23 protein-coding genes are annotated in these 22302 nt (G+C 53.9%); 8 read left to right on the forward strand and 15 right to left on the reverse strand.

From position 1 onward, the window contains the following. Window positions 1-38: 38 nt before the first annotated feature. The 3 genes from RB297_RS14020 to RB297_RS14030 form a co-directional block, all read right to left on the reverse strand. Window positions 39-710 carry a DUF4097 family beta strand repeat-containing protein gene (locus tag RB297_RS14020; protein ID WP_375120734.1) on the reverse strand — a complete coding sequence of 224 codons (672 nt, stop codon included), beginning with the start codon at window positions 708-710 and terminating at the stop codon, window positions 39-41. 145 nt (window positions 711-855) lie between these two features. Then, on the reverse strand, window positions 856-1344 hold the full coding sequence (locus RB297_RS14025; protein WP_375120735.1) for a helix-hairpin-helix domain-containing protein: 489 nt from the start codon (window positions 1342-1344) through the stop codon (window positions 856-858). A gap of 38 nt (window positions 1345-1382) precedes the next feature. After that, the gene (locus tag RB297_RS14030; protein WP_145038862.1) at window positions 1383-1871 is read right to left on the reverse strand and encodes a DinB family protein; all 489 of its coding nucleotides are present in this window, start codon (window positions 1869-1871) and stop codon (window positions 1383-1385) included. A gap of 111 nt (window positions 1872-1982) precedes the next feature. On the opposite strand from RB297_RS14030, the gene RB297_RS14035 reads away from it, so the two are divergent. Further along, on the forward strand, window positions 1983-2930 hold the full coding sequence (locus RB297_RS14035; RefSeq protein ID WP_096775171.1) for a helix-turn-helix transcriptional regulator: 948 nt from the start codon (window positions 1983-1985) through the stop codon (window positions 2928-2930). Window positions 2931-3150: 220 nt separating this feature from the next. Next, window positions 3151-3813: a CatB-related O-acetyltransferase gene (locus RB297_RS14040; RefSeq protein WP_096775170.1), complete on the forward strand. Its 663-nt coding sequence runs from the start codon at window positions 3151-3153 to the stop codon at window positions 3811-3813. 118 nt (window positions 3814-3931) lie between these two features. Here RB297_RS14040 and RB297_RS14045 read toward each other — a convergent pair whose 3' ends face one another. The 8 genes from RB297_RS14045 to RB297_RS14080 form a co-directional block, all read right to left on the reverse strand. After that, the gene (locus tag RB297_RS14045; protein ID WP_375120736.1) at window positions 3932-5110 is read right to left on the reverse strand and encodes an N-acetylglucosamine-6-phosphate deacetylase; all 1179 of its coding nucleotides are present in this window, start codon (window positions 5108-5110) and stop codon (window positions 3932-3934) included. Further along, entirely contained in the window at window positions 5103-5894 is a 792-nt protein-coding gene (locus RB297_RS14050) for a glucosamine-6-phosphate deaminase (RefSeq protein ID WP_213580425.1), read from the reverse strand. Before RB297_RS14050 ends, RB297_RS14045 begins: the two co-directional genes overlap by 8 nt. A gap of 17 nt (window positions 5895-5911) precedes the next feature. Continuing rightward, window positions 5912-6940, reverse strand: a complete 1029-nt coding sequence (locus RB297_RS14055; RefSeq protein ID WP_375120737.1) for a Gfo/Idh/MocA family protein — start codon at window positions 6938-6940, stop codon at window positions 5912-5914. Between the two features lie 53 nt (window positions 6941-6993). Next, entirely contained in the window at window positions 6994-8004 is a 1011-nt protein-coding gene (locus tag RB297_RS14060) for a Gfo/Idh/MocA family protein (protein ID WP_375120738.1), read from the reverse strand. Beyond that, window positions 8001-8867, reverse strand: a complete 867-nt coding sequence (locus RB297_RS14065) for a sugar phosphate isomerase/epimerase family protein (protein WP_375120739.1) — start codon at window positions 8865-8867, stop codon at window positions 8001-8003. The genes RB297_RS14060 and RB297_RS14065 overlap by 4 nt, the downstream gene beginning before the upstream one ends. Before the next feature lie 55 nt (window positions 8868-8922). Next, complete coding sequence (locus RB297_RS14070; RefSeq protein WP_009594969.1) at window positions 8923-9747, reverse strand: carbohydrate ABC transporter permease; 825 nt, start codon at window positions 9745-9747, stop codon at window positions 8923-8925. A 63-nt stretch (window positions 9748-9810) separates the two neighbouring features. Continuing rightward, the gene (locus tag RB297_RS14075; RefSeq protein WP_375120740.1) at window positions 9811-10776 is read right to left on the reverse strand and encodes a carbohydrate ABC transporter permease; all 966 of its coding nucleotides are present in this window, start codon (window positions 10774-10776) and stop codon (window positions 9811-9813) included. 29 nt (window positions 10777-10805) lie between these two features. After that, complete coding sequence (locus tag RB297_RS14080) at window positions 10806-12170, reverse strand: ABC transporter substrate-binding protein (protein WP_375120741.1); 1365 nt, start codon at window positions 12168-12170, stop codon at window positions 10806-10808. Between the two features lie 194 nt (window positions 12171-12364). On the opposite strand from RB297_RS14080, the gene RB297_RS14085 reads away from it, so the two are divergent. Together RB297_RS14085 and RB297_RS14090 are read left to right on the forward strand one after the other, a co-directional pair. Continuing rightward, window positions 12365-14233 (forward strand): sensor histidine kinase, encoded by a 1869-nt coding sequence (locus RB297_RS14085; RefSeq protein ID WP_213580421.1) that lies wholly within the window; start codon window positions 12365-12367, stop codon window positions 14231-14233. Continuing rightward, window positions 14211-15293: a response regulator gene (locus RB297_RS14090; RefSeq protein ID WP_375120742.1), complete on the forward strand. Its 1083-nt coding sequence runs from the start codon at window positions 14211-14213 to the stop codon at window positions 15291-15293. Before RB297_RS14085 ends, RB297_RS14090 begins: the two co-directional genes overlap by 23 nt. Here the strand turns inward: RB297_RS14090 and RB297_RS14095 are convergent. Beyond that, the gene (locus RB297_RS14095; protein WP_375120743.1) at window positions 15286-15825 is read right to left on the reverse strand and encodes a GrpB family protein; all 540 of its coding nucleotides are present in this window, start codon (window positions 15823-15825) and stop codon (window positions 15286-15288) included. The two genes, RB297_RS14090 and RB297_RS14095, sit on opposite strands and share 8 nt — an antisense overlap. Before the next feature lie 188 nt (window positions 15826-16013). After that, window positions 16014-16562 carry an NAD(P)H-dependent oxidoreductase gene (locus RB297_RS14100; RefSeq protein WP_096775159.1) on the reverse strand — a complete coding sequence of 183 codons (549 nt, stop codon included), beginning with the start codon at window positions 16560-16562 and terminating at the stop codon, window positions 16014-16016. Between the two features lie 248 nt (window positions 16563-16810). Here RB297_RS14100 and RB297_RS14105 point away from each other — a divergent pair, with 248 nt between their 5' ends. The 3 genes from RB297_RS14105 to RB297_RS14115 all read left to right on the forward strand — a co-directional run bounded on the left by RB297_RS14105 (window position 16811) and on the right by RB297_RS14115 (window position 19285). Beyond that, window positions 16811-17194: a winged helix-turn-helix transcriptional regulator gene (locus RB297_RS14105; RefSeq protein ID WP_012819326.1), complete on the forward strand. Its 384-nt coding sequence runs from the start codon at window positions 16811-16813 to the stop codon at window positions 17192-17194. Between the two features lie 349 nt (window positions 17195-17543). Next, window positions 17544-18089, forward strand: coding sequence for a PadR family transcriptional regulator (locus RB297_RS14110; RefSeq protein WP_096775158.1), 546 nt, complete (start codon window positions 17544-17546; stop codon window positions 18087-18089). A gap of 44 nt (window positions 18090-18133) precedes the next feature. Continuing rightward, a complete protein-coding gene (locus RB297_RS14115) occupies window positions 18134-19285 on the forward strand; it encodes an MFS transporter (protein WP_145038865.1) in 1152 nt (383 codons plus the stop codon). A 13-nt stretch (window positions 19286-19298) separates the two neighbouring features. Here RB297_RS14115 and RB297_RS14120 read toward each other — a convergent pair whose 3' ends face one another. Beyond that, complete coding sequence (locus RB297_RS14120; protein ID WP_192569520.1) at window positions 19299-19535, reverse strand: hypothetical protein; 237 nt, start codon at window positions 19533-19535, stop codon at window positions 19299-19301. On the opposite strand from RB297_RS14120, the gene RB297_RS14125 reads away from it, so the two are divergent. Beyond that, window positions 19527-20153 (forward strand): DUF3298 and DUF4163 domain-containing protein, encoded by a 627-nt coding sequence (locus RB297_RS14125; RefSeq protein WP_375120744.1) that lies wholly within the window; start codon window positions 19527-19529, stop codon window positions 20151-20153. The genes RB297_RS14120 and RB297_RS14125 overlap by 9 nt on opposite strands. 117 nt (window positions 20154-20270) lie before the next feature. On the opposite strand, the gene htpG is transcribed toward RB297_RS14125, so the two are convergent. Then, window positions 20271-22148, reverse strand: a complete 1878-nt coding sequence (htpG, locus tag RB297_RS14130; protein WP_375120745.1) for a molecular chaperone HtpG — start codon at window positions 22146-22148, stop codon at window positions 20271-20273. Window positions 22149-22302: the final 154 nt, after the last annotated feature.

A 22302-nucleotide genomic window follows, 5' to 3' on the forward strand; every position in this document is an offset into this window, starting at 1 on the left:
ACGGGGATGCTTTTTTTCTTACGTTCAGTTCCGCATGGTTATTTTATCGAGATGTTCCCCGAGGAGGTTTTGAGCTTCACCTCAAACTCCCCGTCACCGGTGCGCCCTTCCGTCTTCCGGTTGCTCTCGTTCCTGTCCTGGATCGGAACGGCAATGGACCTCCGTCCGCTCCCGGATTGCAGCACCCATGTCGCATCAGGCGTCTCTTCATCGAGCTGAATGTTCACGTTTCCGCTAGTCGCCGATACATCCACATCGTTGTTCAAACGGGCGAACGCAAGGGAGATATTCCCGCTTTTACCCTTCACCTGAAGGCTGTGATTCTGCAAGCCGGTTCCCGTTACCTTGCCGGAAGAACCGTCAATTTCGACCTTCCCTGCATAGTCCGCGGGAATTTTCACGCGAAGCTGCGGCATCCGGCCGATATTGAACATCCGAGTGATATCGTTATCTAAAGAAATCTTCACCCGATTATCTTTTTGATCGACAACGGCTCCTGCGGAACTGCCGCTTCGGAGCAGCGAAACCTCCAATGCTTCCACATCCGCTGTCTCCACGAACAAGGTCGTGCTGCCATGGTCGATCTCCAGCACTTCAACCTCCTCCAGCGTTACGCGTTGGAGTTCCTCTTCTTCATCCCTTGAACCGCATGCGCTGAGCAAGAACATGCCGAGGATCCATAGGATTGCAGCTGGTGCATATCGTTTCATTGCTTTACCTCCACCCCTTTTCAACATTGAAGTCATTGTACAGGATGACGCAGCGTCACTTTCAAGCGATTTTTCAAGTTTGGTAAACACCAGAAAAAAGACACCGCCATGTGGCAGTGCCTCCTGCTAGGTCAAGGTAGGGACCCTATGGTTGTCCATCTTTTTTGTCGTACCACGATAAAGTTGGACGGGTTGGAGGGTATCCGTGCTGCTCCCTGAATTGCTTACGCACTTCGGTAAAGTCATGCCAGCTCTTCCCGCTCCCCGGATGATTGGCATGATGTACGATGCAGCGAAACGCATCCTCCACGCAAGGATCCACCCAGAAACCGCTGCTCGCTTCCATCCGGTCCGTTAAAGAGGCAGCGTCTTCATCCTTGATATCTTCCAATGCGTAATACCCCAACTGGACTACGCGTTCAGCCACTTTCGGTCCGATCGAAGGAACCGTCTGAAACTGTGCCAGTCCCCGGATATATTGGGCACGGCTATCCGAAACACCAAGCACGCCGGACAATAACTCGATATCCATTTGCGCAATATCGATAAGCTTCATTTTGTTTGACCGCAGCTTCGCCAGTTCCCCGCCGGTTAACGGCAGCTTCGGCGATTTTCTCGGTACATGCCGCTGCATCCTTCTCCCCCCTGTTCTCACTTTTGCATACCTGACGTTTAATATAGATCGAACATATTTACTTCATAGCCTTGGGCTTTCAGGTAATTGAACATTTGCGCCCGATGATGCTGGGCATGCGTGACGATTTCAATCAGCCACTTGGCTTGGGTTGAACCGTGCTCCAAATAGAAGGGTCTCGTAGTCTTCTGCATAAATTCTTCATCTGTCAGCCCATTCATGTAGGATTTTACATCGGCAAGTCCCTTTGTCATCCAAGAGATCAGCTTGTCCTTGTCCGTGCCGTCAGCGGCGATGCTTGCCTCCAGTTCCCGGATCTCCGCTTCGCTCTTCTCTTGCAGAATCAACAGGTCCGTCGCAGGCACCGAAACCAGATGATGCACGAGTTCCTGAAGCGATCTCATATTATGGGCAGGCCTGTAATCCCAATGCGCTTCTGAAATTTTGCCGATCAGATTCGAACTGGTTCTAACGATAAGCTCCAGCTCCTCGAACAACAGCTGCTTCATTTCATGCAATTGACTCACGTTCCATCACTCCATTTATTAGTTATGTGGGGGCTCTGGGTTCTACGGCAAGTATAGCGTATAATAGTGACAACTATTGTCATAGTCATTCCACGATTCGGAGCTGATCCTATGTCCAAATCCAAACGTCTCATCGAGCTGATGATGACCGTTAACCGAATGCGAAAATTCACGGTACGAGAACTGGCCGATCAATTCGGCGTGTCGTCCCGCACGATTTTGCGGGACCTGCAGGAGCTCAGCGAACTGGGAGTCCCCCTCTATTCCGAGGTAGGACCGCACGGCGGCTACCAGGTGCTGAAGGAACGGGTTCTCCCGCCGATCGCCTTCAGCGAGGAAGAAGCCGTCGCGATGTTTTTTGCCAGCCACGCCCTGCGTCACTATCTATTTCTTCCCTTTGAAGCCGAGTCCTCTACCGCACTTCAGAAATTTTATTATTACATGCCCGGGGATGTGCGCGACCGGATTGACCAGATGAAGAACCGGGTGGATTTTCTGACGCATACCAGACAGCAGAAGGCTGAATCTCTCGGGGCTCTGCTGGATGCCGCCGTCGACCAGCGGGTCGTTACGGTGTTATACGAGAGCAGGGACGGCTATGCCGCGCGAAGCATCCAGCCCGTGGGCATCTATGCAAGCAACGGCTTCTGGTATTGTCCCGCTTATTGTTTTCTGCGCGATGATTTCCGTCTGTTCCGCTGCGACCGCATGCAGTCCGTGGCTGAGGATGCAACCGGCATCGAGCCGCGGGATCACCGGCACATCCATCTGGGGAACTGGAGGGAATACGGGACGGAGAAATCGGTCTATGTCCGGATGGTCGTGGATTTGAGCCGGGAAGGCGTTCAGCGCTGCGAATCTGAGTTATGTCCTGTCCCCCATATCGCTATGCGGCCGGATGGAAGCGGACGGCTTGATCAGAACGTCCCTGCCAGCGAACTTTTGTATTTTGCTAAATTTTTTATCGGATTAGGGAATGAAGCCACCGTGAAGGCGCCGCAGGAGCTGGTGGTTCGCATCAAGGGGATGCTCGCGGAGATGATGGCGAAGTATGGTTAGAGGCAGCTGACTCTCCTTTTGGGCTAAGAGTATGGATTATTTTATCGGAACCTTGCACCCGCGTACGTTGACGAAAAGAACACGCCTTGCTACAATTTCATCAACAATTAGGAAAAGGATGAGGACGATGGTTCGTCGTTTGATCAGGTTTAAGAATGTAGCTACTGTATTCAGCTTCTAAGTAAAAATGATCTATTCTACTTAGAAGCGAGGAAATAGAATGAAACAACATCGATTTGAACACTGGTCCGAGATTAAGTATCTGAAGGATATCGTCACAAACCCGATGATAAGCGTAGGAGAATACTCATACTATTCCGGTTATTACGATCATCATGATTTTGAAGATGGCTGCGTTAGGTATCTATGGGGGGATGCAAAATCCAGAAGGTTGTTTAATCCCATTGAAGACTATGGTTGGCATATCGATAAATTGATTATCGGAAATTACGTATGCATCGCAAGCGGCGTCATTATTTTAATGGGTGGAAATCACAATCATCATCCTGAATGGGTAACCGTGTACCCGTTTGTCGATCAGATTGAAGCTTCTTTCGCGCCAAAAGGCGATACCGTCATCGAAAGCGATGCTTGGATTGGAATGAATGCCATGATTATGCCAGGTGTGACCATAGGCGAAGGCGCCATTGTTGCGGCTGGTTCGGTTGTTACTAGAGATGTCCCGCCCTACAGCATCGTAGGCGGTAACCCTGCCAAAGAGATAAAGAAACGCTTTGCGGACGAAGACATCGAAAAGTTAATGGAAATGCGATGGTACGATTGGGAACGCGAGCAAATTGAACGAGCCGCACATATCTTGTCCAGTTCTTCCGTCCATCGATTATATGACTATTATCAAAAAGAAATAAAACCCTGCGTTTAAATTTCCGATGCCTCCCTATAAATAGGAATGCAAATATCCCTTCTTGAATTCAAGAAGGGATATTTGTTGTCTTGGCCTCAAGCTTGTCGTTCATCGTTCAAAACTCATAACATCCTGTTTATGATTTCAACATCGATCGATCCGCCCGGTAAACCGAACGCCCTCCCTTGACGGTCTCCACGATGAGAAGGCCCTCCTCGCGCTTCTCCAGAAGCACGAAGTCGGCCTGGGCTCCTTTCTTCAGCCCATAGCGTTCCCCTTGCCCCATGGCCTGGGCGGGCAGCACCGAAGCCATGTCCCAAGCTTCGGAAAACGTGCACAGTCCCGACCGAGCCAGCCGCCAAACCGCATCGGCAAGCATCATGCCCGAGCCGGCCAGCAGCTCGGGCTTGCGGGCGAGATGCAGTCGGCCTTCGGGAGTCAAGACGACATGACCGCCGATATGGGTCTCGTATTCGCCTGGCGGCATTCCGCTTAAGTAGACGGCATCGCTGACCAGCACCGCTTTGGATTGCTTGGCGCGGAGCATCACCTTGATGACCGAATCCGGCAGATGGTACCCGTCCGCGATCATGCCTGCCCACAGCTGATCTTGCGCAAGCTGCTCCCATATATAATTCGGATGCCGCGGCAGCGTCAGATGCGCGCCATTGCCCAGATGGGTGGACATCGTCGCTCCTGCTTCCACGGCTTCCCGGATTTGCTCGGGTGTAGCGGCGGTGTGCCCGATCGATACGATGATTCCCGATTCGACGCACGCCCGGATAAAACCCGCAGCTTCCGGCCACTCCGGCGATAGGGTGACGATCCGAATCCGGTTCCCCGATGCCGCCTGCCATCTCGTAAACAATGCCCAGTCCGGTGCCTTGATGTGCCGGGAATCATGGGCTCCCCTGGGCCCCTCCTCCGGAGAAAGAAAGGGGCCTTCCAAATGAATCCCGCCTATGGTTGAACCGACCGCTTCATCCTCCAGGCAAGCCGCGTCGATAACCCTCAGCAGTTGTTCGACCTCTTCGTCTCCGTTGGTAATGACGGTGGGGTAGAACAGGGTTAGACCCTTCTCCCATAACCGCCGGGTTGCCTGGATGACCGTATCCGTTGTAAGCGGCAGCGAATTGAAGTCATATCCGTAACCGCCGTTAATCTGAAGATCGATCAATCCGGGAGCAACCCATATTTCCTCGTCCGCGCCGCGTGGAAGGACTCGCTCGATCCGGCCGTCCGGATTCCATGCCAGCTCCATTGGCTCGCCTGTTGCATAATGGCGGCCTGCCCGAACCCGATCGTGGCTATCCATTTCGAATTTCCCCGTACGACTCCAGGTCGACGTACAGCGTGCAATCCGGATGCCGCCGAAGAATGCTGGCAGGACAAGCCTCGCTTATCTCGCCTTGCAGCGTCCGCTGCACCGCTGCCCGCTTGCTTGCGCCCGGCACGACGCAGAACAGATGGGCACCCGACATTAACGCCGGAACGGTGAGCGTAAGCGCGTATGCCGGAACCTCCTCCAGGCTCGCAAAACAGCCGTCATTCACCTGCTGAAGGCGACAAGCCTCGTCCAGCTTGACCCGCTTCACCCATAAAGGGTCGGCAAAATCGGCAACAGGCGGATCGTTGAAGGCGATATGCCCGTTCTCGCCAATGCCCAGGACCACCATATCGATCGGCGCGGCGGCGACCAGTCGGCTGTATCTATCGCACTCAACTTCAGGATCATTCAAACCGTCGATCAGATGCACCTCTCCCGGAGATACCCGATCAAACAGCCGCCGGGATAAAAAGTTCCCGAACCGCTGCGGGGCCGACGGGGGGAGGCCGATGTATTCATCCATATGAAATGCAATTACCCGGCTCCAGTCCAGTCCTTCCGCTTGAACCAGCGCCGCCAGGCACTCATTCTGGGACGGGGCGGCCGCAAAGACGATGCGAATGCGCTCTTTCTCGGCCAGCAGGCGCAGCATGGTCTCGAGGATATCGGCGGCCGCCGCTTTCCCCATCGCTTCGCGCTGGTCATAAACGCGGACCTTCAGTTGATCTTGAGCTTTTTCAAGAACAGGCTTGATGTTTCCCTCAGTCCTCATAAAGTCACCTCCATCCCTTACAACGCCGGCGTTCCGGTCAACAATTGAATTTCCTTGCGCTGCCTGGAAGCCTCGTAGGTACCGAGAATGATCTCCAGGGAATGCCGGCCGTCCTCCCCGGTGACGATAGGCTCGCGGCCTTCGCGAACGGCAAGCGCCATATCTTGAATTTGCAGGCGGTGGCCGTCAGGTATAACTTTGAACGCTTCGAATTCAGGCAGCTGAACTTGTTCACCATCGATTTCAAAGGATACGATCGTATCTTCTTCCATGACAAGCACGCCCTTCTCTCCATGAATGACCAGCCGCTGCCCTTTGCCGTCGCAGGCCGTCGTCGTGATCTCCATGACCCCGAGCGCGCCGTTCGCAAATTCAAGGGCGGCGATAACGGTATCTTCGACTTCGATATTTCGCAGCACGGCTTTGGCCTTCGCCGACAGGGATGCTACGGGCCCAACGAGCCATTGGAGCATATCCACCGTGTGTATTCCCTGATTCATCATCGCCCCGCCGCCGTCCATCGCCCAGGTCCCGCGCCAGCCCGCACTGTCATAATAGGCTTGATCGCGGTAGAGCATGACATACGCCGAACATAAACTGAGCTTCCCGAGGCGTCCTTCTTGAATGACCTGGCGGGCATACCCGGCCTGCGGGGACATGCGCCTCGGAAAGACGGTGGCGAGCAGCACCCCGTTCTCCGCACATACCTTGATCATGCGCTCGATATCGTCAAGCTTGATCGCCATCGGCTTTTCCACCAGCACATGCTTGCCCGTCCGGGCAACCATCGCCGTTTGCTCTGCATGCATGCCGCTTGGCGTGCAAATGCAGACCACTTCCACATCCTCGCGCGCCAGCAGCTCCTCCAATGTGTCGCAGACATCTCCTCCATACGTTTCAGTCAGCTTGACCGCCGATTCCCGTTTCGTATCGAACACGGCGGCAAGCACGGCTTCCTCCGTGTTCATGATGCCCTTGGCATGGATATCCGCAATAATTCCGCAGCCGATGATCCCGAATCGAACCGGCAGCTTTTCCTTCGTCATGTTCCCTAGCCCCCTCATTCCCGTTCTGTTTGCATCGAAGCCCGTGCTTTCTTCTATTCCCTAATCAGGATCCGTGCTCCCTCATCGGCCATCACCGTAGCCTCCGAGGCTTTGTAAATATCGTCATGCGTGATCAGGCCCGCTTCTCCCGCCACCCGGTTCAGAAAATCCTGCGAGAGGGAGAACGCCGGAGCCGTTAAAGGCAAAGAACGCAGCTCCTGATCGGTGATTACAAGCGCTACCTCATCGCTGGACAGTAAGGGATCGCCTTCCAGCCGAATTTCGGCAATGCCGCGCGTCCCCGTAATGAATATCCGGCCGTCTCCCCAAGTCCAGCTGCCGGCGGGCGTGTGCCAGTCCGCGTATAGCTGTGCCGTGATCCCGCCAGCCATGAATACCTGCACGCCGGCCGCATCGTAAAAGGTCGGGTATTCAGGCAGAATATGCTTCGCCAGATAACCGGATGACGTCTCCACTTCCCGGCCGGTCAGCCACCTTAACAGGTCGAAGTCATGCACGAAAAGATCGTTGATGATGCCGCCGGACTGCCCTCTGTCAAAATGCCAGGCCGGACGAGTTTCCGGATTCAGCCGATGCGGCTTACGCATCGAGATATGGATGATGTCCCCCAATTCACCCGCTCGAATCATCCGATGGACGGTGTGTAGAGAAGGACGGAAACGTTCGGTCAGCATCATGCCTACCTCGATTCTTCCTCGATCCAACAAGCCGCGCAGCCGGATGAGTCCGGCCCGATCCGTTACGGCAGGCTTATCGATCATGACCGGCTTGCCGTGCAGCTCGCACAGCTCCATGACATCCATCTTCTCATCGTTGATGGCCGCGCAGCCGATGATTCCTACGCTTTCGTCTGCCAGCATCGACTCCCGATCCCCCGTCAGCTCCAGGCCGTACCGGTCGGCGAGGGTGCGGGCTAACGTCTGATTGTCCGGTTCGTACACTCCTGCACATTCGTAGCCCAGAGCCAGCATCTCCTCGATAAACATGCCGATGTGGGCATGCTGGCAGCCGATGATTCCAAATTTCCGTGCGTTCCCCGTCATCCGGTCGACACCTCCACAGCCTGCAGCCACTCCTTAATGACGAGCAGATCATAAGCGAGCCGTTCCTTCGGCGGATAGGGAGCTGCGCATTCCAGCGTAAGCCAACCCGCGTACCGCTGTTCCCGTAATCCCCTAAGCAGCCCGCCGTGATCCACTTCTCCTTCGCCAAGGCGGCACTGCAGGAAGAACTCTTCCCCGTGACGGGTCAAATTCTTGAACGTTCCCGGGGCGCCTCCTTGCCCGATCCGCCGTTCATCCTTGATATGCACATGGAACAAACGGCTTCCTAGCTGCCTTACCGACTCTTCCCCAAATTCCGTGTCCGTGATGTACATATTTCCTGCATCATGAATCAGGCCAACCTGATCATCGCCAATCAAATCCAAGAGCCGCAGTGCACTGTCCGTCGTCTCCACCAGGCTCTGGTTGTGAATCTCCAGGACGATCCGTTTTCCTGCAGCGCGGGCTTCCTCCGCGCATTTCCGAATCCAGAAAGCCGCCTTGGCATAATGATAATCCTCCGCCAGGAAGGCATTCGGGCCTCCCTGAAAGATCCGGATCATGCCGGCTTCAAGCATCACCGCGCGTTCAAGCAGGCCCATGAACTGATCATAGGCCCCGGCACATTCGGCATCCCCGCTTATCGAGAAATGCCCCATGTAACCCGCCAATGCCGGAATCTCCAAACCGTGCCCATCCGCAAGTGCCTTCATTTCGCGAACCCGGGGAAGCGATGCCTCCGGGCTCAAATGCGGTTCGCGGCAGGCGATTTCGATGCCGTCAAAACCGAGTTCGGCCGTGATCGACATCGCTTCATGGATGCTGTAATCGATGAGTGATCCGCTGAATGCCGCTATTTTCATCTCGTCTTTCATCCTTTCGTCTGCATTTTCGCCTTCTCAAGCGCTGAATACGCCGTTATTTAATCCCGGCCATATTATGGTTCTGCACAAAATATTTCTCGGCGAACAGGAATACCAGCAGGATCGGAACGAGACTGACCAAGGCCGCCGCAATCATGAGCTGTTCATTGCCGGTCCACTGTCCGGACAAGGAGAGTATGCCGATAGGCAGCGTATACTTCTCGTTCGAGGTCAAATAAATGACAGGCGTCAGAATCTCGTTCCACTTGCCCATGAACGTAAAGATCGCCAGCGTCGCCAGCGTGGGCCTGGCCATCGGAATGAAGATCCGCAGATAAATCTGGAACGGATTGCAGCCCTCCATCTTGGCCGCTTCCTCATACTCTTTAGGTATATTCATAAAAGCTTGCCTCATGAGGAAAATGCCAAACGGTTGAGCCAGCCATTCGATGATCCACAGCGGCGTGAGCGTATCCAGCATGTTCAGTTTGTTAAAAATGATGAAATGCGGGATGATGATGACCACCGCCGGTATCATCATCGTCCCCAGCACCATCACGAACAGCGCGCCTTTCAGCGGAAAGCGCAGTCTCGCGAACGCATAGCCGACCATCGAGCAAGAGATTAGTGCGCCGATGACGGACAACGCGGCCACGAAGATGCTGTTTAGCGTGTAGCCGCCAATATTCCCAAGCTGGAACACCTGGGCGTAATTGGACCATTGGAATACTTCGGGAATCCAACGGGGCGGAACCGTTGTATATTCCCTGTAGGTTTTCAATGAATTCATAAGCGCCGACAGAAACGGCACGATCATGATGAGCGAGCTGATCCCGATCAGTACGTATCCGATACTTTTTCCCAGCAGTCTTCTTCTCATTTGAGGCTCCTCCTTCCCCCGATGCCGTTCCGCACTTGCAGTAGTTCCATCTTGAACGCCGGATCAGTCATAATGCACCCATTTCTTTTGAGCGCGAAGCTGGATGAGCGTCAGCAGGAACAGGATCATGAACAGCACCCAGGCAATAGCGGAAGCATAGCCCATCCTCATAAACGTGAACCCTTCGCGATATAAATACAGCATCATGACCAGGCTCGAGTTATTCGGGCCTCCCGCCGAGCTGATGTCGCCCCTGCCGGTCAGCACGTAGATCTGTTCGAATGCCTGGAAGGTAGAAATCGTGCTCATGATGACAACCAGGAAGGTCGTCGGCGAGATCAATGGAACCGTAATGTACCGGAATTTACGCAGGGCTCCTGCGCCGTCGATCTCCGCGGCTTCGTACAAATCCCCTGGAACGCTCTGAAGTCCCGCCAGATAAATGACCATGATATAACCGATCCCTTTCCAAACCGCAATGAAGACGAGCAGCGGGATGGCCAGCTTCGGGTTCTGCAGCCAGCCTTGCCCTTCCAGCCCCAGCTTGGCGAGCAGCGTATTGGCCAGGCCGAAGCGAGGATTGAATACGGCGTCGGCGACGTAGAGGATGACGGTCCATGAGGAGATCACCGGGATGAAGTGAGCCATCCGAAACCATTTAAGCCCTTTCAATCGCTGGTTTAACGCGACGGCCAGCACGAGCGCGAGAAAGGTCTGGAGCGGTACGAACAGAACCGCAAAATACAGGGTGTTCCACAGGGAACGCCAGAACATCGAATCCTCGGCCATGCGCCGGAAATTATCCAATCCGCTCCACTCGGGCGGATTCAGCATATCGTAATCGGAAAAGCTGAAGTACAGGGATGCGGCGAGGGGACCCGCCACAAAAATGATAAAGTGGAGAAGATAAGGGGAGGCCATGAGCAGCCCCCATCTCCCCTCATGATCCCATTTCCGTTTTCGGGCGGGCTTTCCATGCGGCATCGGATCGGCTTTGAGTGCTGCATTGTCGTTTAGCGTATTGTCCATTTCACTCCCGCCTTTCTTCCACCCTTGATTTATTTTTTATAAAAATCATCGAGGACCGCCTGAACGGCTGCGTCCGCTTCGCTTAACGCCTGATCGACGGTTGCATCGCCCAGGAAGGCTCGCTCCGCATGTTCGTTGAATTTGCCCACCCATTCTTCCCATACCGCGTTGTTGTCGAGCGTTTGGGCGAACTCCAGACTGTCCAGGAAGGCCTGGCGGTTAGCCGGCTGCTCTCCCGCCTTGAGGAACACTTCGGATTCCGCTACGGATTTTTTCACGGGCACGGCTTCGCCAAGCTCCGTCCACTGCTTCTGCACATCGTCTTCCGTAGCCCAGTATTTAATCCACTCCCAGGCAGCTTGCGCCTTCTCGTCGCTCGACTTCTGGTTAATCACCCACGAATTGGCGATGACCGGGGACACCCGCTTGCCGTCAGGTCCCTTCGGCAGCAGCGTCACGTCGTAATTCAGGCCGGCTTCATTCGCTGCCTGCACCCGGGCATAAATGCCGATCCGCATGGCGGCCGATCCGCTTGGGAACACGGCGGTATTGCTCTGGAAGCTCTTCAGGTCGACCGGATCCGTAATAATGCCGCGCTGCATGCCGTCGACCATCCATTCGAACGCCTGCTTGTTCTCCGGGGAATTGATGATCGAGTTCTCCGCCTTCTCGTCAAGGGCACCGCCGCCGTAGGATTTCATCACGGAGAACCAGCCCTCGGTAATGCTGAAGAAGGTAAGCCCGAACTGATTCACGCTGGCTGCGTCAAATCCGCTGTCCTCGGCTGTTTTTCCGCCGGCGTCCACCGTCAGCTTGGCTGCCGACGCTTTCAGGTCTTCCCAGGTCCATTCGTCCGTAGGATACGCTACGCCTGCTTTATCGAACAGATCCTTGTTGTAAAACAGCACGCCGACCTGAATGCCCTGCGGCACGCCCCAATAGCGTCCGTCCGCGTCCTTGTTGAAATCGAGGCCGTAGTACTCGTCGGCTTTCAGATCCTTGGCAATCCAATCGGTCAGATCCTTGGCGGCACCGCGCTGGGCATATTTCATGACGTAGACGCCGTCGGACAGCCATACGTCCGGCGCCTGGCCGGCCGCGATCTGCGTATCCAGCTTCTGATAGAACTGCCCGTAAGGGGCGCTCTGCGTCTTCACCGTAATGTTCGGATGCTTTTCCTCGAACTGCTCGATCAGCTCCTTCATCTTCGCATCGGAGCTGTCGCTCGAATAATATCCGAGCAGGATTTCTACCTTCTTATCTTCCTCGCCGCCTCCGGTGCCGGGAGATGCGGTGCCGGTCTTACCATCGCTGGCATCACCGCATCCGCTTACAATGATGGATATCAGCAATAAGGCCGTTACCCAGCTGTAGAACCCTTTTCTCTTTTTCACTAATCGTCGCCCCCTATTAATGTTGAAATGGATTAATGAGATTGTAGTTGATAACGACCGTCAGCGCCCATGTACTTTCTTATCCCACTTGTGATTTCTTGCCGCGGCATCATGGTTTTTTATTTACAACTTGTGTTTTTTTGCTACAATGTTCCTTACATTCCCTACTTCAAAGCCAGGAAGGCGGAAGAGCGATGAACATCCAAGGCGTTTCCATCGGTAATCTGACCATTAACCAACGATTGTTCGTGCTGATCATCCTATTCATTGGCCTCCCCTTCTTTCTGCTCGGCAGCTTCTGGTACCAGTCCTCCACCGAAGCGATTGAACAGTTTGCCGCAGGCGCCAACAAGCGTATCATCGAGCAAACCAACGTCTCGCTGGATTCTTACATATCCAATCTGGAGAATTCCACCTATCCCTTTATCCATAACCCGCAGATCCAGCAATTTCTCTCGACCACGGAGCTCACTCCCTATGCCTATTTTCAGCTTGCCAAAAAAGTGGAGGACGACTTGTTCGCCCAGATGATCTACGGAAGATCGGATATCATCGGGATCTCGCTCGTCGCCGAGAACAAGCGGCAAATTACCGATTACGAAAGCGCGCCGGGACTGCTCGATATGAGCGAAATCCGCAAACGCAACCGCTCCTTTCAAGCGCAGCTGGACCAATACAACGATTTTCAGATCATCGGCCTCAGCCGGGTAGGAAACACGCCTTCCCTCACCGTCGCCCGGAAGCTCTATGACAATTCATCCTTTCTCTATAAAGGCTTATTGATCGTCGACCTCAATCTGAAGCAGATTGGCGCCATCTGCTCCAACGATTCGCTGGGCGGCTTTGACGTCTGGATTATGGGCGGCGACGGGCATATGATCTACCATCCGAATCCGAAACAGATCGGGGCCGAAGTCGAGCCCGGGCTGTTATCGCGTATTCAGAACCGGGACTCCTCCTTCTTCCGGCATCAAGACGCGGTATCGGGCACCGAGAAGATGGTCCTCCATGAACGATCGCAGATCACCGGCTGGACGGTTGTCGCCGATCTGCCGCTGAACAATCTCATCGGCGATTTAATCACCCAGCGGAACTACTCGCTTGCGGCCGCGTCGATGCTCTTGATCATCGCATTGGCGCTTGTTGGCGGTTTTTCCTTGTCCTTGACAAGGCCGCTCTCCATGCTGCAGAAGTTGATGGCCCGCGTCGAACGGGGCGATTTCGTTCTTCCCACCCATATGAACCGGTTCCGCAACAATGAAATGACGGCCGTGTTTCAAAGCTTCTACAGCATGACGGGAGAGCTGAAGCGGTTGATCCGGGAGGTGCAGGATTCCCAGCTGAAGGAGCGGGAGCTCATGATCAAGCAGAAGGAATCCGAGCTCCGCTCCATGCAGTCCCATATCAACCCGCACTTTTTGTACAATTCGCTGGAGATCATTAATTCATATGCCATCGCGGACGATCATATGGAAATCAGTCGCATGACGCGGGCGCTGGCCCATATGTTCCGCTACAATATCGGCCATGCCGGATCCGTTGTGCCGCTCCGGGAGGAAATGACGCATGTCCAGTATTATCTGGATCTTCAAAGCGCCCGCTTCCGCAAGCTGCGGATCGATATGGACGTGAACGAACGGGATCTGGATCGCGTGAACGCCGTCAGGCTGACGCTGCAGCCGATCGTGGAGAATGTGTTCATCCACGGATACAGGGGCAAGAAGCCTTCCTACCTCGGGATAAGCTCACGCGCGGAGGCGGGTTATTATGCGATCGTGATCCGGGACAAAGGGGTGGGCATGACGGCGCAAACGCTGCGGCAGATCAGGCGAATTCTGAATTCCGGCAAGAAGCCGGAAGCTGGCGTCCTGCGAAACGACGGGGACGAAACCACCAGCGGCATCGGCCTCTTGAACGTCCATCAAAGGCTCCAGCTTACCTTCGGGGACGAGTATGGACTGTACCTTGTGGAATCCGTGCCCTCGGAAGGCACGATATTTGAAATCAGACTGCCATATAGGACTAGCGAGGAGGGACATTATGTACCGGATCATGATGATTGATGACGAATACGCCATTCATTTGAGTTTGCGAAAGCTTGTCGAGAGGTCGGGGCTTCGGATTGAGGTTGCCGGCGAAGCCGAAGACGGGGTTGAAGCCTTAGAAATGCTGGAGAACAGCCGGCCGGACATCATCGTGACCGATATTTGCATGCCTGAAATGGATGGGCTGGAATTTATCCGCCGTGTCCGGGAATCCCATGCACAGATGCATTTCATTATCCTGTCGGGCCACGACAACTTCGAATTCGCGCGTCAGGCCATGCGTTATGGCGTATCGGATTTCCTGCTGAAGCCCATCGACCCGGCCCAGTTCCATGCAACGCTGGAACGTGCCTGCAGGGAGCTGGACGAGCGGAAAGCGCGATTCTCCCAGCAGACGAAATGGACGCTTGCGCAGCAGCGCCATAAAGCCAGGCTCGCCGAGCTGCTGTGGTCTGCCGAGGAGCGGGAGGCCTTGGAACAAACCCATGAGATCATGGCCCTTTTTGAGACGATGGGACCGAAAGAGGTCAGCCTGTCACGGTACGCCCATATGCTGATATCGGAACTGCTGTCTGCGCTTGGAGAACGCGGGTTGATGCTGAACATGGACACCGGTGAGGAGCAGTGGGCGCAGGATGATCCCCTTGCCTGCCGCCGCCAAACAGAGGATAAGGTCAAGGAAATGCTGGCATTGATTAAAGGCTCCAGAAATCTGGGATCCCGCCATAATATCCAAAAAGCCCAACGATTCATTGAAGAAAACTATGCGATGGAGGATTTGTCCTTGCAGGAGGTAGCCGATTCGGTGGGGATGTCGGTGACGTATTTAAGCCGTACCTTCAAAAACGAAACCAATATGAACTTCGTGAAATACCTGGTGCAGGTTCGCATGGAAAAAGCGAGGGAATTGCTTGCGGAGTCGGAGCTTTCCGCTCAGGAAGCAGCCTACCGCGTCGGCTTCTCGGACTATGTCCATTTCAGCAAGACGTTCAAAAAATTTCATGGCCTCACCCCTTCGGCGTACCGAAAGCAATGCAAGGCCATGAAAGGGGAATGGGACAGGCAGGAGTTTAATTAGCTTGTTCTCCTGTTCTCCCGTTCTTCCACTCCTTCGCTCTGGCAAGAAGCTTCTCCATGAACGCATTCTTCTCATCGGAGTATCGAAGCAGGGTCCGGGCTCCTTGCGAAACGATCCTTTGTTTGATCTCGCTGTATCGCTCGGCTTCCATGGCATGAGCCCGGAGGTAATCCCGAATTATGATGTTATGGTTCCAGATGTCGCCACGGTACGACACGATATGAACGTTATAGGCGAGCTCTCCTCTTTTGCGGAGGTAAATGCGGCCGATGATCCCGGATTCGCCCAAGTTCTCGTAACCTATGGCGGCCAGTTTGGGAAGGATTTCATCCGTATGCCGGGCGGTCTCCACGCCCACCAGTATATCGACGATGGGTTTGGCCGTCATGCCCGGTACGGACGTGCTTCCGAAATGTTCGATCGCAGCCATATAAGGACCGATCTCCCCGATCAAGAGCCGATGTTCGTCGTTAAACCGATCCGCCCACTGCTTGTCATAGGGCTCCAAGTGGATGGCTTCGTCAATGGTCATGAAGGAACCTCCTTCGAATGGGTACGTGCGTGCTGGTGAAGCTCCTCAAGCCAAAAGTAGCGGGCTCGTAAAAGGGCGTAGGGTGCAGCTTCAGGCCACGCTCACGCACTCACTGTATGACTTCATCATGCCCTATATGGTTTTAATCGACAAAAGCCAGTGTGCTATGGTTTATGGTCAAGCATGCCTTAATATCGACTTTCCACGACGGCAGGTGCTAGAACCTGCCGCGCATACCTTCCGGCCTCCGCCCGAAGTGTTTCATCGCTTACCCGTTCTACGTTATAGGTCACGAAGGCAGGCAGATAATGGGCCTTGCACCGCTTCAACGTGGCTTGAATCGGCCGCAGCAGCTCACTTGCGGTGTACCAATTGTCCCCGCCTGCCTGATACCCTTGCTCCAATCCTGCCGCCGTCGTGGCCAGCATGAATTCCTTGCCCTTCAGATTGTTGCCTTCCGGCCCGAACGCCCAACCGAAGGTCAGCACGTCATCCATCCATTTCTTCAGCAGAGGCGGGCAGCTGTACCAGTAAAACGGGAATTGGAACACCACCCGATCGTATTGAAGAAGGAGCTGCTGCTCGCGCTCGATATCGATAGTCCAATCCGGGTACTCCTTGTAAAGATCCCGGACATCTACATTTCCATTCGCATACAGCCCGTCGTGCTCCATCAGCATCCGATTCGCACGCGAGTTGTCTAAATTCGGATGAGCCACAATCACCATGGTTTTCATACTCAGGTCTCTCCTGTCTCATTTGATTTGTTTGACACCCCCATTATGTTTCGGATCGGTTTCGTTGAAAAGTACGCTCTTTTTCTGTACTTAGTCCGCTCTGGCGTACCTAATCATCCCATGCATAGTACGATAAAACGTACTAAGTACGAATAAGAATAGTACTGGGTTTAAACCGAATCCTGTGCTACATTACTATCATCCAAGAAACAAGATCGATCACACACTTCCAAGCGGGAGATGAGAATATGAGAACAAACGATCAACGGCCTAACACCGACGGCATCCTGACCACGCTGCAATTAATCGGAGGCAAGTGGAAACCGCTGATTCTGTTCATTCTGCTGCAGGACGGAACCAAACGGTTCGGGGAGCTTCGGCGTCTGCTTCCGGGCGTGACCCAAGGCATGCTGACAAATCAGCTTCGTGAACTGGAACAGGATGGGCTGGTCGTACGCAAGGTATATCAGGAGATCCCGCCCAAGGTGGAGTATTCCGTCTCGGAGCACGGGAAGAGCTTGGACAGCGTACTCACCGACATGTGCACCTGGGGATTTCAGCATCAGGAATATGTCAACAAGGTCAACGAACAGTCTGATGAGAGCCCAGGAAAAAATGCAGGCGGACTGTAACGAAAATAGCAAGCCGGAACAAGGGGCCGGGGATTGCTCGAAATTTCGATCTCTTCGCATTCTTCAAGCCGTTCCTCTTGGGATCGGCTTCACCGGCTGCTCCTCTGCGTTTCATCATAAAACTCCGTTTTAACCCGCAAATACTCCCTTACCTTTTTTCGTGTATCGAAAAAACATTTCAAAGCGCTCTCTGCTTATCTTCACCTGTCACATGTCTGAATGAATAAGGGGCAAGCGGGTGGACCGCAGCTTGAAAATGAATCACGGAAATTCACTTCCACGTATTGCTTTTTTATGTCGATACGATATATATTTATATCGAATCGACATATCGTTGGAGGCGGTCTGTATGTATGAAATTTTTGTTCTGGGCGAATTAATGACCGGAGACAAACACGGTTACATGCTTCAAGAGATTCTTAAAAATGCAGGCGGGCCTTACCGCCAGATCAGTTCCGGAACGTTGTATCCCCTGCTCTCCCGGATGGTGGATCACGAGTGGATCCATCTCAGTCTGGACGGGTCCGGCGGAGGCAAACGCCCCCGAAAAATCTACGGGATTACCGATTCCGGCCGGCGGAAGTTTTTCGAGCTCATGGAGAAACCACTGGAATACAACATGGATACGGAGCAGATGTTCCATTTCAAAGTGGTCTATTTCCGGTATGTTCCGAAAAGGGTTCGACTCGACTGCCTGCAGCAGTATTTGATTTATCTGGAGACCAACCTGAAGCATGTGACGGATTTTGAAGCGGAGATCGCGTTCTATAAACCCGAACCTGAGAAACAGCGATTACAATTGCTGAGGGTGCTGGATCACCGAAAGCAGATGGGGAAAACGAATATCGAATGGATCAAGAAAGAAATAGCGGCTGTTAAGTCCGAAGAGGACTAGCGTTCAAGCGTTGTCGCATTTGATATCAAGGAGGGGATTACTGGATGGAACGTTTATGGACGAAGCCGTTTATTCAGATGACGGTCGGAATGCTGTTTCTGTTTACGGGCTTCTATCTGCTGCTGCCAACGCTTCCGCTGTATATCAAGCATCTGGGCGGCTCCGAGACCCAGGTGGGCTTGGCGGCCGGCGCGTTTACGCTGACGGCGGTGGTCTTTCGCCCGATGGTCGGGGGATTGGTGGACCGGTACGGCAGAAGAGCTTTTTACGTTTGGGGTCTTATCTTCTTTGTTCTTTCGATGTACCTCTACGATTGGGTCGGCAGCATTCTGCTTCTGCTTGCGCTGCGGATCCTGCACGGCGCGAGCTGGGCTTTCTCGACAACCTCCATCGGGACGGTCATCACGGATTTAATCCCGATCTCCCGCCGCGGGGAAGGCATGGGCTGGTACGGTATGGCGATGACGGTAGCGATGGCCATCGGCCCGATGCTGGGTACTTATATCGTGAGCGGGTATTCGTTTCGGACGTTGTTTCTGGTCGCTACCGGGCTCTCCCTGATTGCCTTCATACTGGCCTACATGACCAGAGCCCCTTACCAAGCCAAACCTTCGGCAGGGCGAATTCAGCTGGTCGAGAAATCCGTTCTGCCTGTCACGGCCGCGATCTTTTTCCTGGCGGTTGCCTACGGTGGAATTACGACCTTTCTCCCGCTGTTTGCCGAGTCCATCCGGGTCAATCCGGGAACCTTTTTCCTGGTGTACGCCGTCGCTCTTACCTTGATCAGGCCCTTTGCCGGGAAGCTGTCGGACCGTTTCGGCGAAGCGGCCGTCATCATTCCGTCCCTTGTCATAACGGCCGGTGCCCTGATCGTCTTAAGCCAATCGAGCGGATTGCCCGGACTGATTACCGCCGCCATTCTGTACGGCATCGGTTTTGGTTCAGCCCAGCCCGCCCTTCAAGCGGCCACCCTGCGCATTGCGCCCGAGAACCGAAGAGGCGCAGCCAACGCCTCGTTCATGACGGCGTTCGATCTCGGCATCGGACTTGGCGCTATCCTGTTGGGCCTGGTCTCCGAGCGCATCGGCTATGCCTATCTGTTTACGGTTACGGCAGTGTCTGTTGTCGTATCCTTGGTCATATTCGCGGTCTTTGTAAGAAGACTGCTTACGTCTGTCGCTGCAGAGAAGGAGTGAAGGCTCCCCGTTCTCAAGCAGAGACGCCCGCGGACTTGGACCGCCGCGTCGTATTGGAGCGTTCTGTCGCAGTGGAGCACTCTGCCTGACCGAAGCCGTTCTGCCGGGTTGACCGGACTGCCGTCCCTCTAAACCCGCCAGCCTCGGAAATCCGAACTTCCGCCCCCTCCGGCTTGGTAACCTCCGAGTCCGCTTCCGAATAGGCTAACGTATCTGATGTTAGATTGGAGCGATGGTACGCATGGCGCAATATGTACCGCCGGTGAGCATCCATACTCTCACGCATACGGCACCCGGTCTCGTGATTCATTATCCGCAGGTATACGGCCGCATGAATCCTGGAGCAGAAGAAGCCATCAACCGGGCCATTATTCTTCAAATCCAGGATATGCAGCGTGAACAGCAGCAGGTTCAGACCGGCACCAACCCGCAAACGACGGGCACCTTTGAGATTAAAACGAACGAGCGCGGCATTCTTAGCCTTGTGCTGACCAGCTACACCTACTCCGAGCATATGGCGCACGGGTATACGGTGACAAAAGGACTGACCTTCTCCACGGCCACCGGACAATCCTATGCCTTATCCGATCTGTTCCGCCCAGGCTCCGGCTATCAAGCCGTCTTGGCCGCCGAAGTGAACCGTCAGATCAAGGAACGCGGCATTCCCGTGCTGGAGAACGTTCCGGTTACCGTTTCGCCGAATCAAGACTTCTATCTGGCCGATAAGTCGCTGGTCATCTTCTATCCGCTGTATGCCATCACGCCATACTATGTCGGCTTTCCGATGTTCCCCATATCGGTATACGACCTCTTGGGCGTGGCGCCCGAGAACGGATTGTTATCGGATCTTGCCGCGGACGTGGCGTAGTAAGCAGCAGCGCATTCAGGCGATATGCAGCAAAAAAAACAAACCCGATTCCCTGGCGCCTTACGCCAAAGCATCGGGTTTGTTAGTTATCATCGCATGAGTTTTACCTACTACGGTTTACACCATGATTTTGCAAATATCGTTCGTGAATTCCACCGGATCGGCAATCGGCAGGCCTTCGATCAGCAGCGCCTGATTGTACAGCAGATTCGTGTAGAGCTTCAGCTTATCCTGATCCCCCTGCAGCGCCTTCAGGGACTGGAACACCTCATGGTTCGTGTTGATCTCCAGCACCTTGTCGGCTTGGATATCCTGCCCGTTCGGCATCGCCTTCAGGATTTTCTCCATCTCGATCGAGACTTCGCCTTCCGTGGACAGGCACACCGGATGGGATTTCAGTCGTTTGGAGGCTTTGACGGACTTCACCTTGCCGGCCAAGAGGCTGCCCATGGCTTCAAAGAGCTCCTTGTTGTCGCTCTCCTCGGCTTCATTCTCCTGTTTGTCGGCCTCGGAATCGATGCCGAGATCCCCGCTGGATACCGATTTGAATTCCTTCTCCTTGTATTTCATGAGCATCTTGATCGCAAACTCGTCGACATCGTCCGTAAAGTACAGGATTTCATAGCCTTTGTCCAGCACCATTTCGGTCTGCGGGAGCTTCTCGATCCGGTCGATGGAGTCGCCGGAAGCATAATAGATATACTTCTGATCCTCCGGCATTCTGGACACGTACTCATCCAGCGAAACCAGCTTCTTCTCCTTGGAGGACGTGAACAGCAGCAGGTCCTGAAGATCTTCCTTGTTCATGCCGTAATCGTTGTAAACGCCGAATTTCAGGCCTCGGCCGAAGGATGCGAAGAATTTCTCGTAATTCTCCCGCTCGTCCTTCATCATGCCCTGCAGCGCGCTTTTCACTTTGTTCTTGATGTTCTTCGCGATCAGCGTCAGCTGGCGGTCATGCTGCAGCATCTCGCGGGAAATGTTCAGCGACAGATCCTCCGAATCTACCATCCCTTTCACGAAGCTGAAGTAGTCCGGCAGGAGGTCTCCGCATTTGTCCATGATCAGAACGCCGTTGGAATAGAGCTCAAGCCCTTTTTCGTATTCCTTGGTGTAATAATCGAACGGCGTATTCTCGGGAATGAACAGAATCGCGTTATATACCACGGCACCATCCGCTTTGACGTGAATATGTTTGAGCGGTTTATCGAAACCGTAACGCTTCTCGTTATAGAAGTTGACGTAATCTTCGTCCGTCAGCTCGCCTTTGTTCTTGCGCCAGATCGGCACCATGCTGTTGATGGTCTGCTCTTCCTGAACTTCCTCGAACTCGTTCTCGGCATCTGCCTTCGGACGCTGCGTTTTCACGTCCATTTTGATCGGATAACGGATAAAATCGGAGTACTTCTTAATGATCGCTCTTAGGCGGTATTCTTCCAAATACTCGTCATACTGATCGTCTTCCGTGTTCTCCTTGATCTTCAGCACGATCTCGGTTCCGACGGAATCCTTCTCGGCAGGCGTAATGGTATACCCGTCCGCGCCTTCGGATTCCCATTTATATGCCTCATCGCTGCCCAGGGCACGGCTCGTCACGGTAACGACGTCGGCCACCATGAAGGCGGAGTAGAAGCCCACGCCGAATTGGCCGATGATATTGTGTCCGTCCTTCGCTTCATTCTTGCTCTTGAATGCAAGGGAACCGCTCTTCGCGATGACGCCGAGGTTGTTCTCAAGGTCTTCCTTGGTCATCCCGATCCCGGTGTCGGCAATGGTCAGCGTGCGGTTGGCTTTATCCGCGGTAATCTTAACGTAGTAATCCTCTTTATTAAAGGTCAGGCTGTCGTCGGTCAGCGCTTTATAATAAATCTTGTCGATTGCGTCGCTGGCATTCGAAATCAGCTCGCGCAGGAATATCTCGCGCTGCGTATAGATGGAGTTGATCATCATCTCGAGCAGCCGTTTGGATTCAGCTTTAAACTGTTTTTTCGCCATGAAAAAATCTCCTTTCCAATCTGAACGAGGTTTCTTTTAGCACTCTTTACAATAGAGTGCTAACACTTCTTCTATTTAAACATGTACCAATTTTTGATGTCAATATGTTTGGAGACTTTCATGACTCAAACGCGGCAGCAACCTTCGATCGGCG

Origin of the sequence: Paenibacillus sp. CR_12, from assembly GCF_041953985.1 — a bacterium.
GTDB lineage: Bacteria > Bacillota > Bacilli > Paenibacillales > Paenibacillaceae > Paenibacillus_AQ > Paenibacillus_AQ lautus_A.

Excerpts from the sequence above, each read along its gene's own strand:
- RB297_RS14020 (WP_375120734.1), bottom strand. The coding sequence starts at position 710 with ATGAAACGATATGCACCAGCTGCAATCCTATGGATCCTCGGCATGTTC.
- RB297_RS14025 (WP_375120735.1), bottom strand. The coding sequence starts at position 1,344 with ATGCAGCGGCATGTACCGAGAAAATCGCCGAAGCTGCCGTTAACCGGC.
- RB297_RS14035 (WP_096775171.1), top strand. The coding sequence starts at position 1,983 with ATGTCCAAATCCAAACGTCTCATCGAGCTGATGATGACCGTTAACCGA.
- RB297_RS14040 (WP_096775170.1), top strand. The coding sequence starts at position 3,151 with ATGAAACAACATCGATTTGAACACTGGTCCGAGATTAAGTATCTGAAG.
- RB297_RS14045 (WP_375120736.1), bottom strand. The coding sequence starts at position 5,110 with ATGGATAGCCACGATCGGGTTCGGGCAGGCCGCCATTATGCAACAGGC.
- RB297_RS14050 (WP_213580425.1), bottom strand. The coding sequence starts at position 5,894 with ATGAGGACTGAGGGAAACATCAAGCCTGTTCTTGAAAAAGCTCAAGAT.
- RB297_RS14055 (WP_375120737.1), bottom strand. The coding sequence starts at position 6,940 with ATGACGAAGGAAAAGCTGCCGGTTCGATTCGGGATCATCGGCTGCGGA.
- RB297_RS14060 (WP_375120738.1), bottom strand. The coding sequence starts at position 8,004 with ATGACGGGGAACGCACGGAAATTTGGAATCATCGGCTGCCAGCATGCC.
- RB297_RS14065 (WP_375120739.1), bottom strand. The coding sequence starts at position 8,867 with ATGAAAATAGCGGCATTCAGCGGATCACTCATCGATTACAGCATCCAT.
- RB297_RS14070 (WP_009594969.1), bottom strand. The coding sequence starts at position 9,747 with ATGAGAAGAAGACTGCTGGGAAAAAGTATCGGATACGTACTGATCGGG.
- RB297_RS14075 (WP_375120740.1), bottom strand. The coding sequence starts at position 10,776 with ATGGACAATACGCTAAACGACAATGCAGCACTCAAAGCCGATCCGATG.
- RB297_RS14085 (WP_213580421.1), top strand. The coding sequence starts at position 12,365 with ATGAACATCCAAGGCGTTTCCATCGGTAATCTGACCATTAACCAACGA.
- RB297_RS14090 (WP_375120742.1), top strand. The coding sequence starts at position 14,211 with ATGTACCGGATCATGATGATTGATGACGAATACGCCATTCATTTGAGT.
- RB297_RS14095 (WP_375120743.1), bottom strand. The coding sequence starts at position 15,825 with ATGACCATTGACGAAGCCATCCACTTGGAGCCCTATGACAAGCAGTGG.
- RB297_RS14100 (WP_096775159.1), bottom strand. The coding sequence starts at position 16,562 with ATGAAAACCATGGTGATTGTGGCTCATCCGAATTTAGACAACTCGCGT.
- RB297_RS14105 (WP_012819326.1), top strand. The coding sequence starts at position 16,811 with ATGAGAACAAACGATCAACGGCCTAACACCGACGGCATCCTGACCACG.
- RB297_RS14110 (WP_096775158.1), top strand. The coding sequence starts at position 17,544 with ATGTATGAAATTTTTGTTCTGGGCGAATTAATGACCGGAGACAAACAC.
- RB297_RS14115 (WP_145038865.1), top strand. The coding sequence starts at position 18,134 with ATGGAACGTTTATGGACGAAGCCGTTTATTCAGATGACGGTCGGAATG.
- RB297_RS14125 (WP_375120744.1), top strand. The coding sequence starts at position 19,527 with ATGGCGCAATATGTACCGCCGGTGAGCATCCATACTCTCACGCATACG.
- htpG (WP_375120745.1), bottom strand. The coding sequence starts at position 22,148 with ATGGCGAAAAAACAGTTTAAAGCTGAATCCAAACGGCTGCTCGAGATG.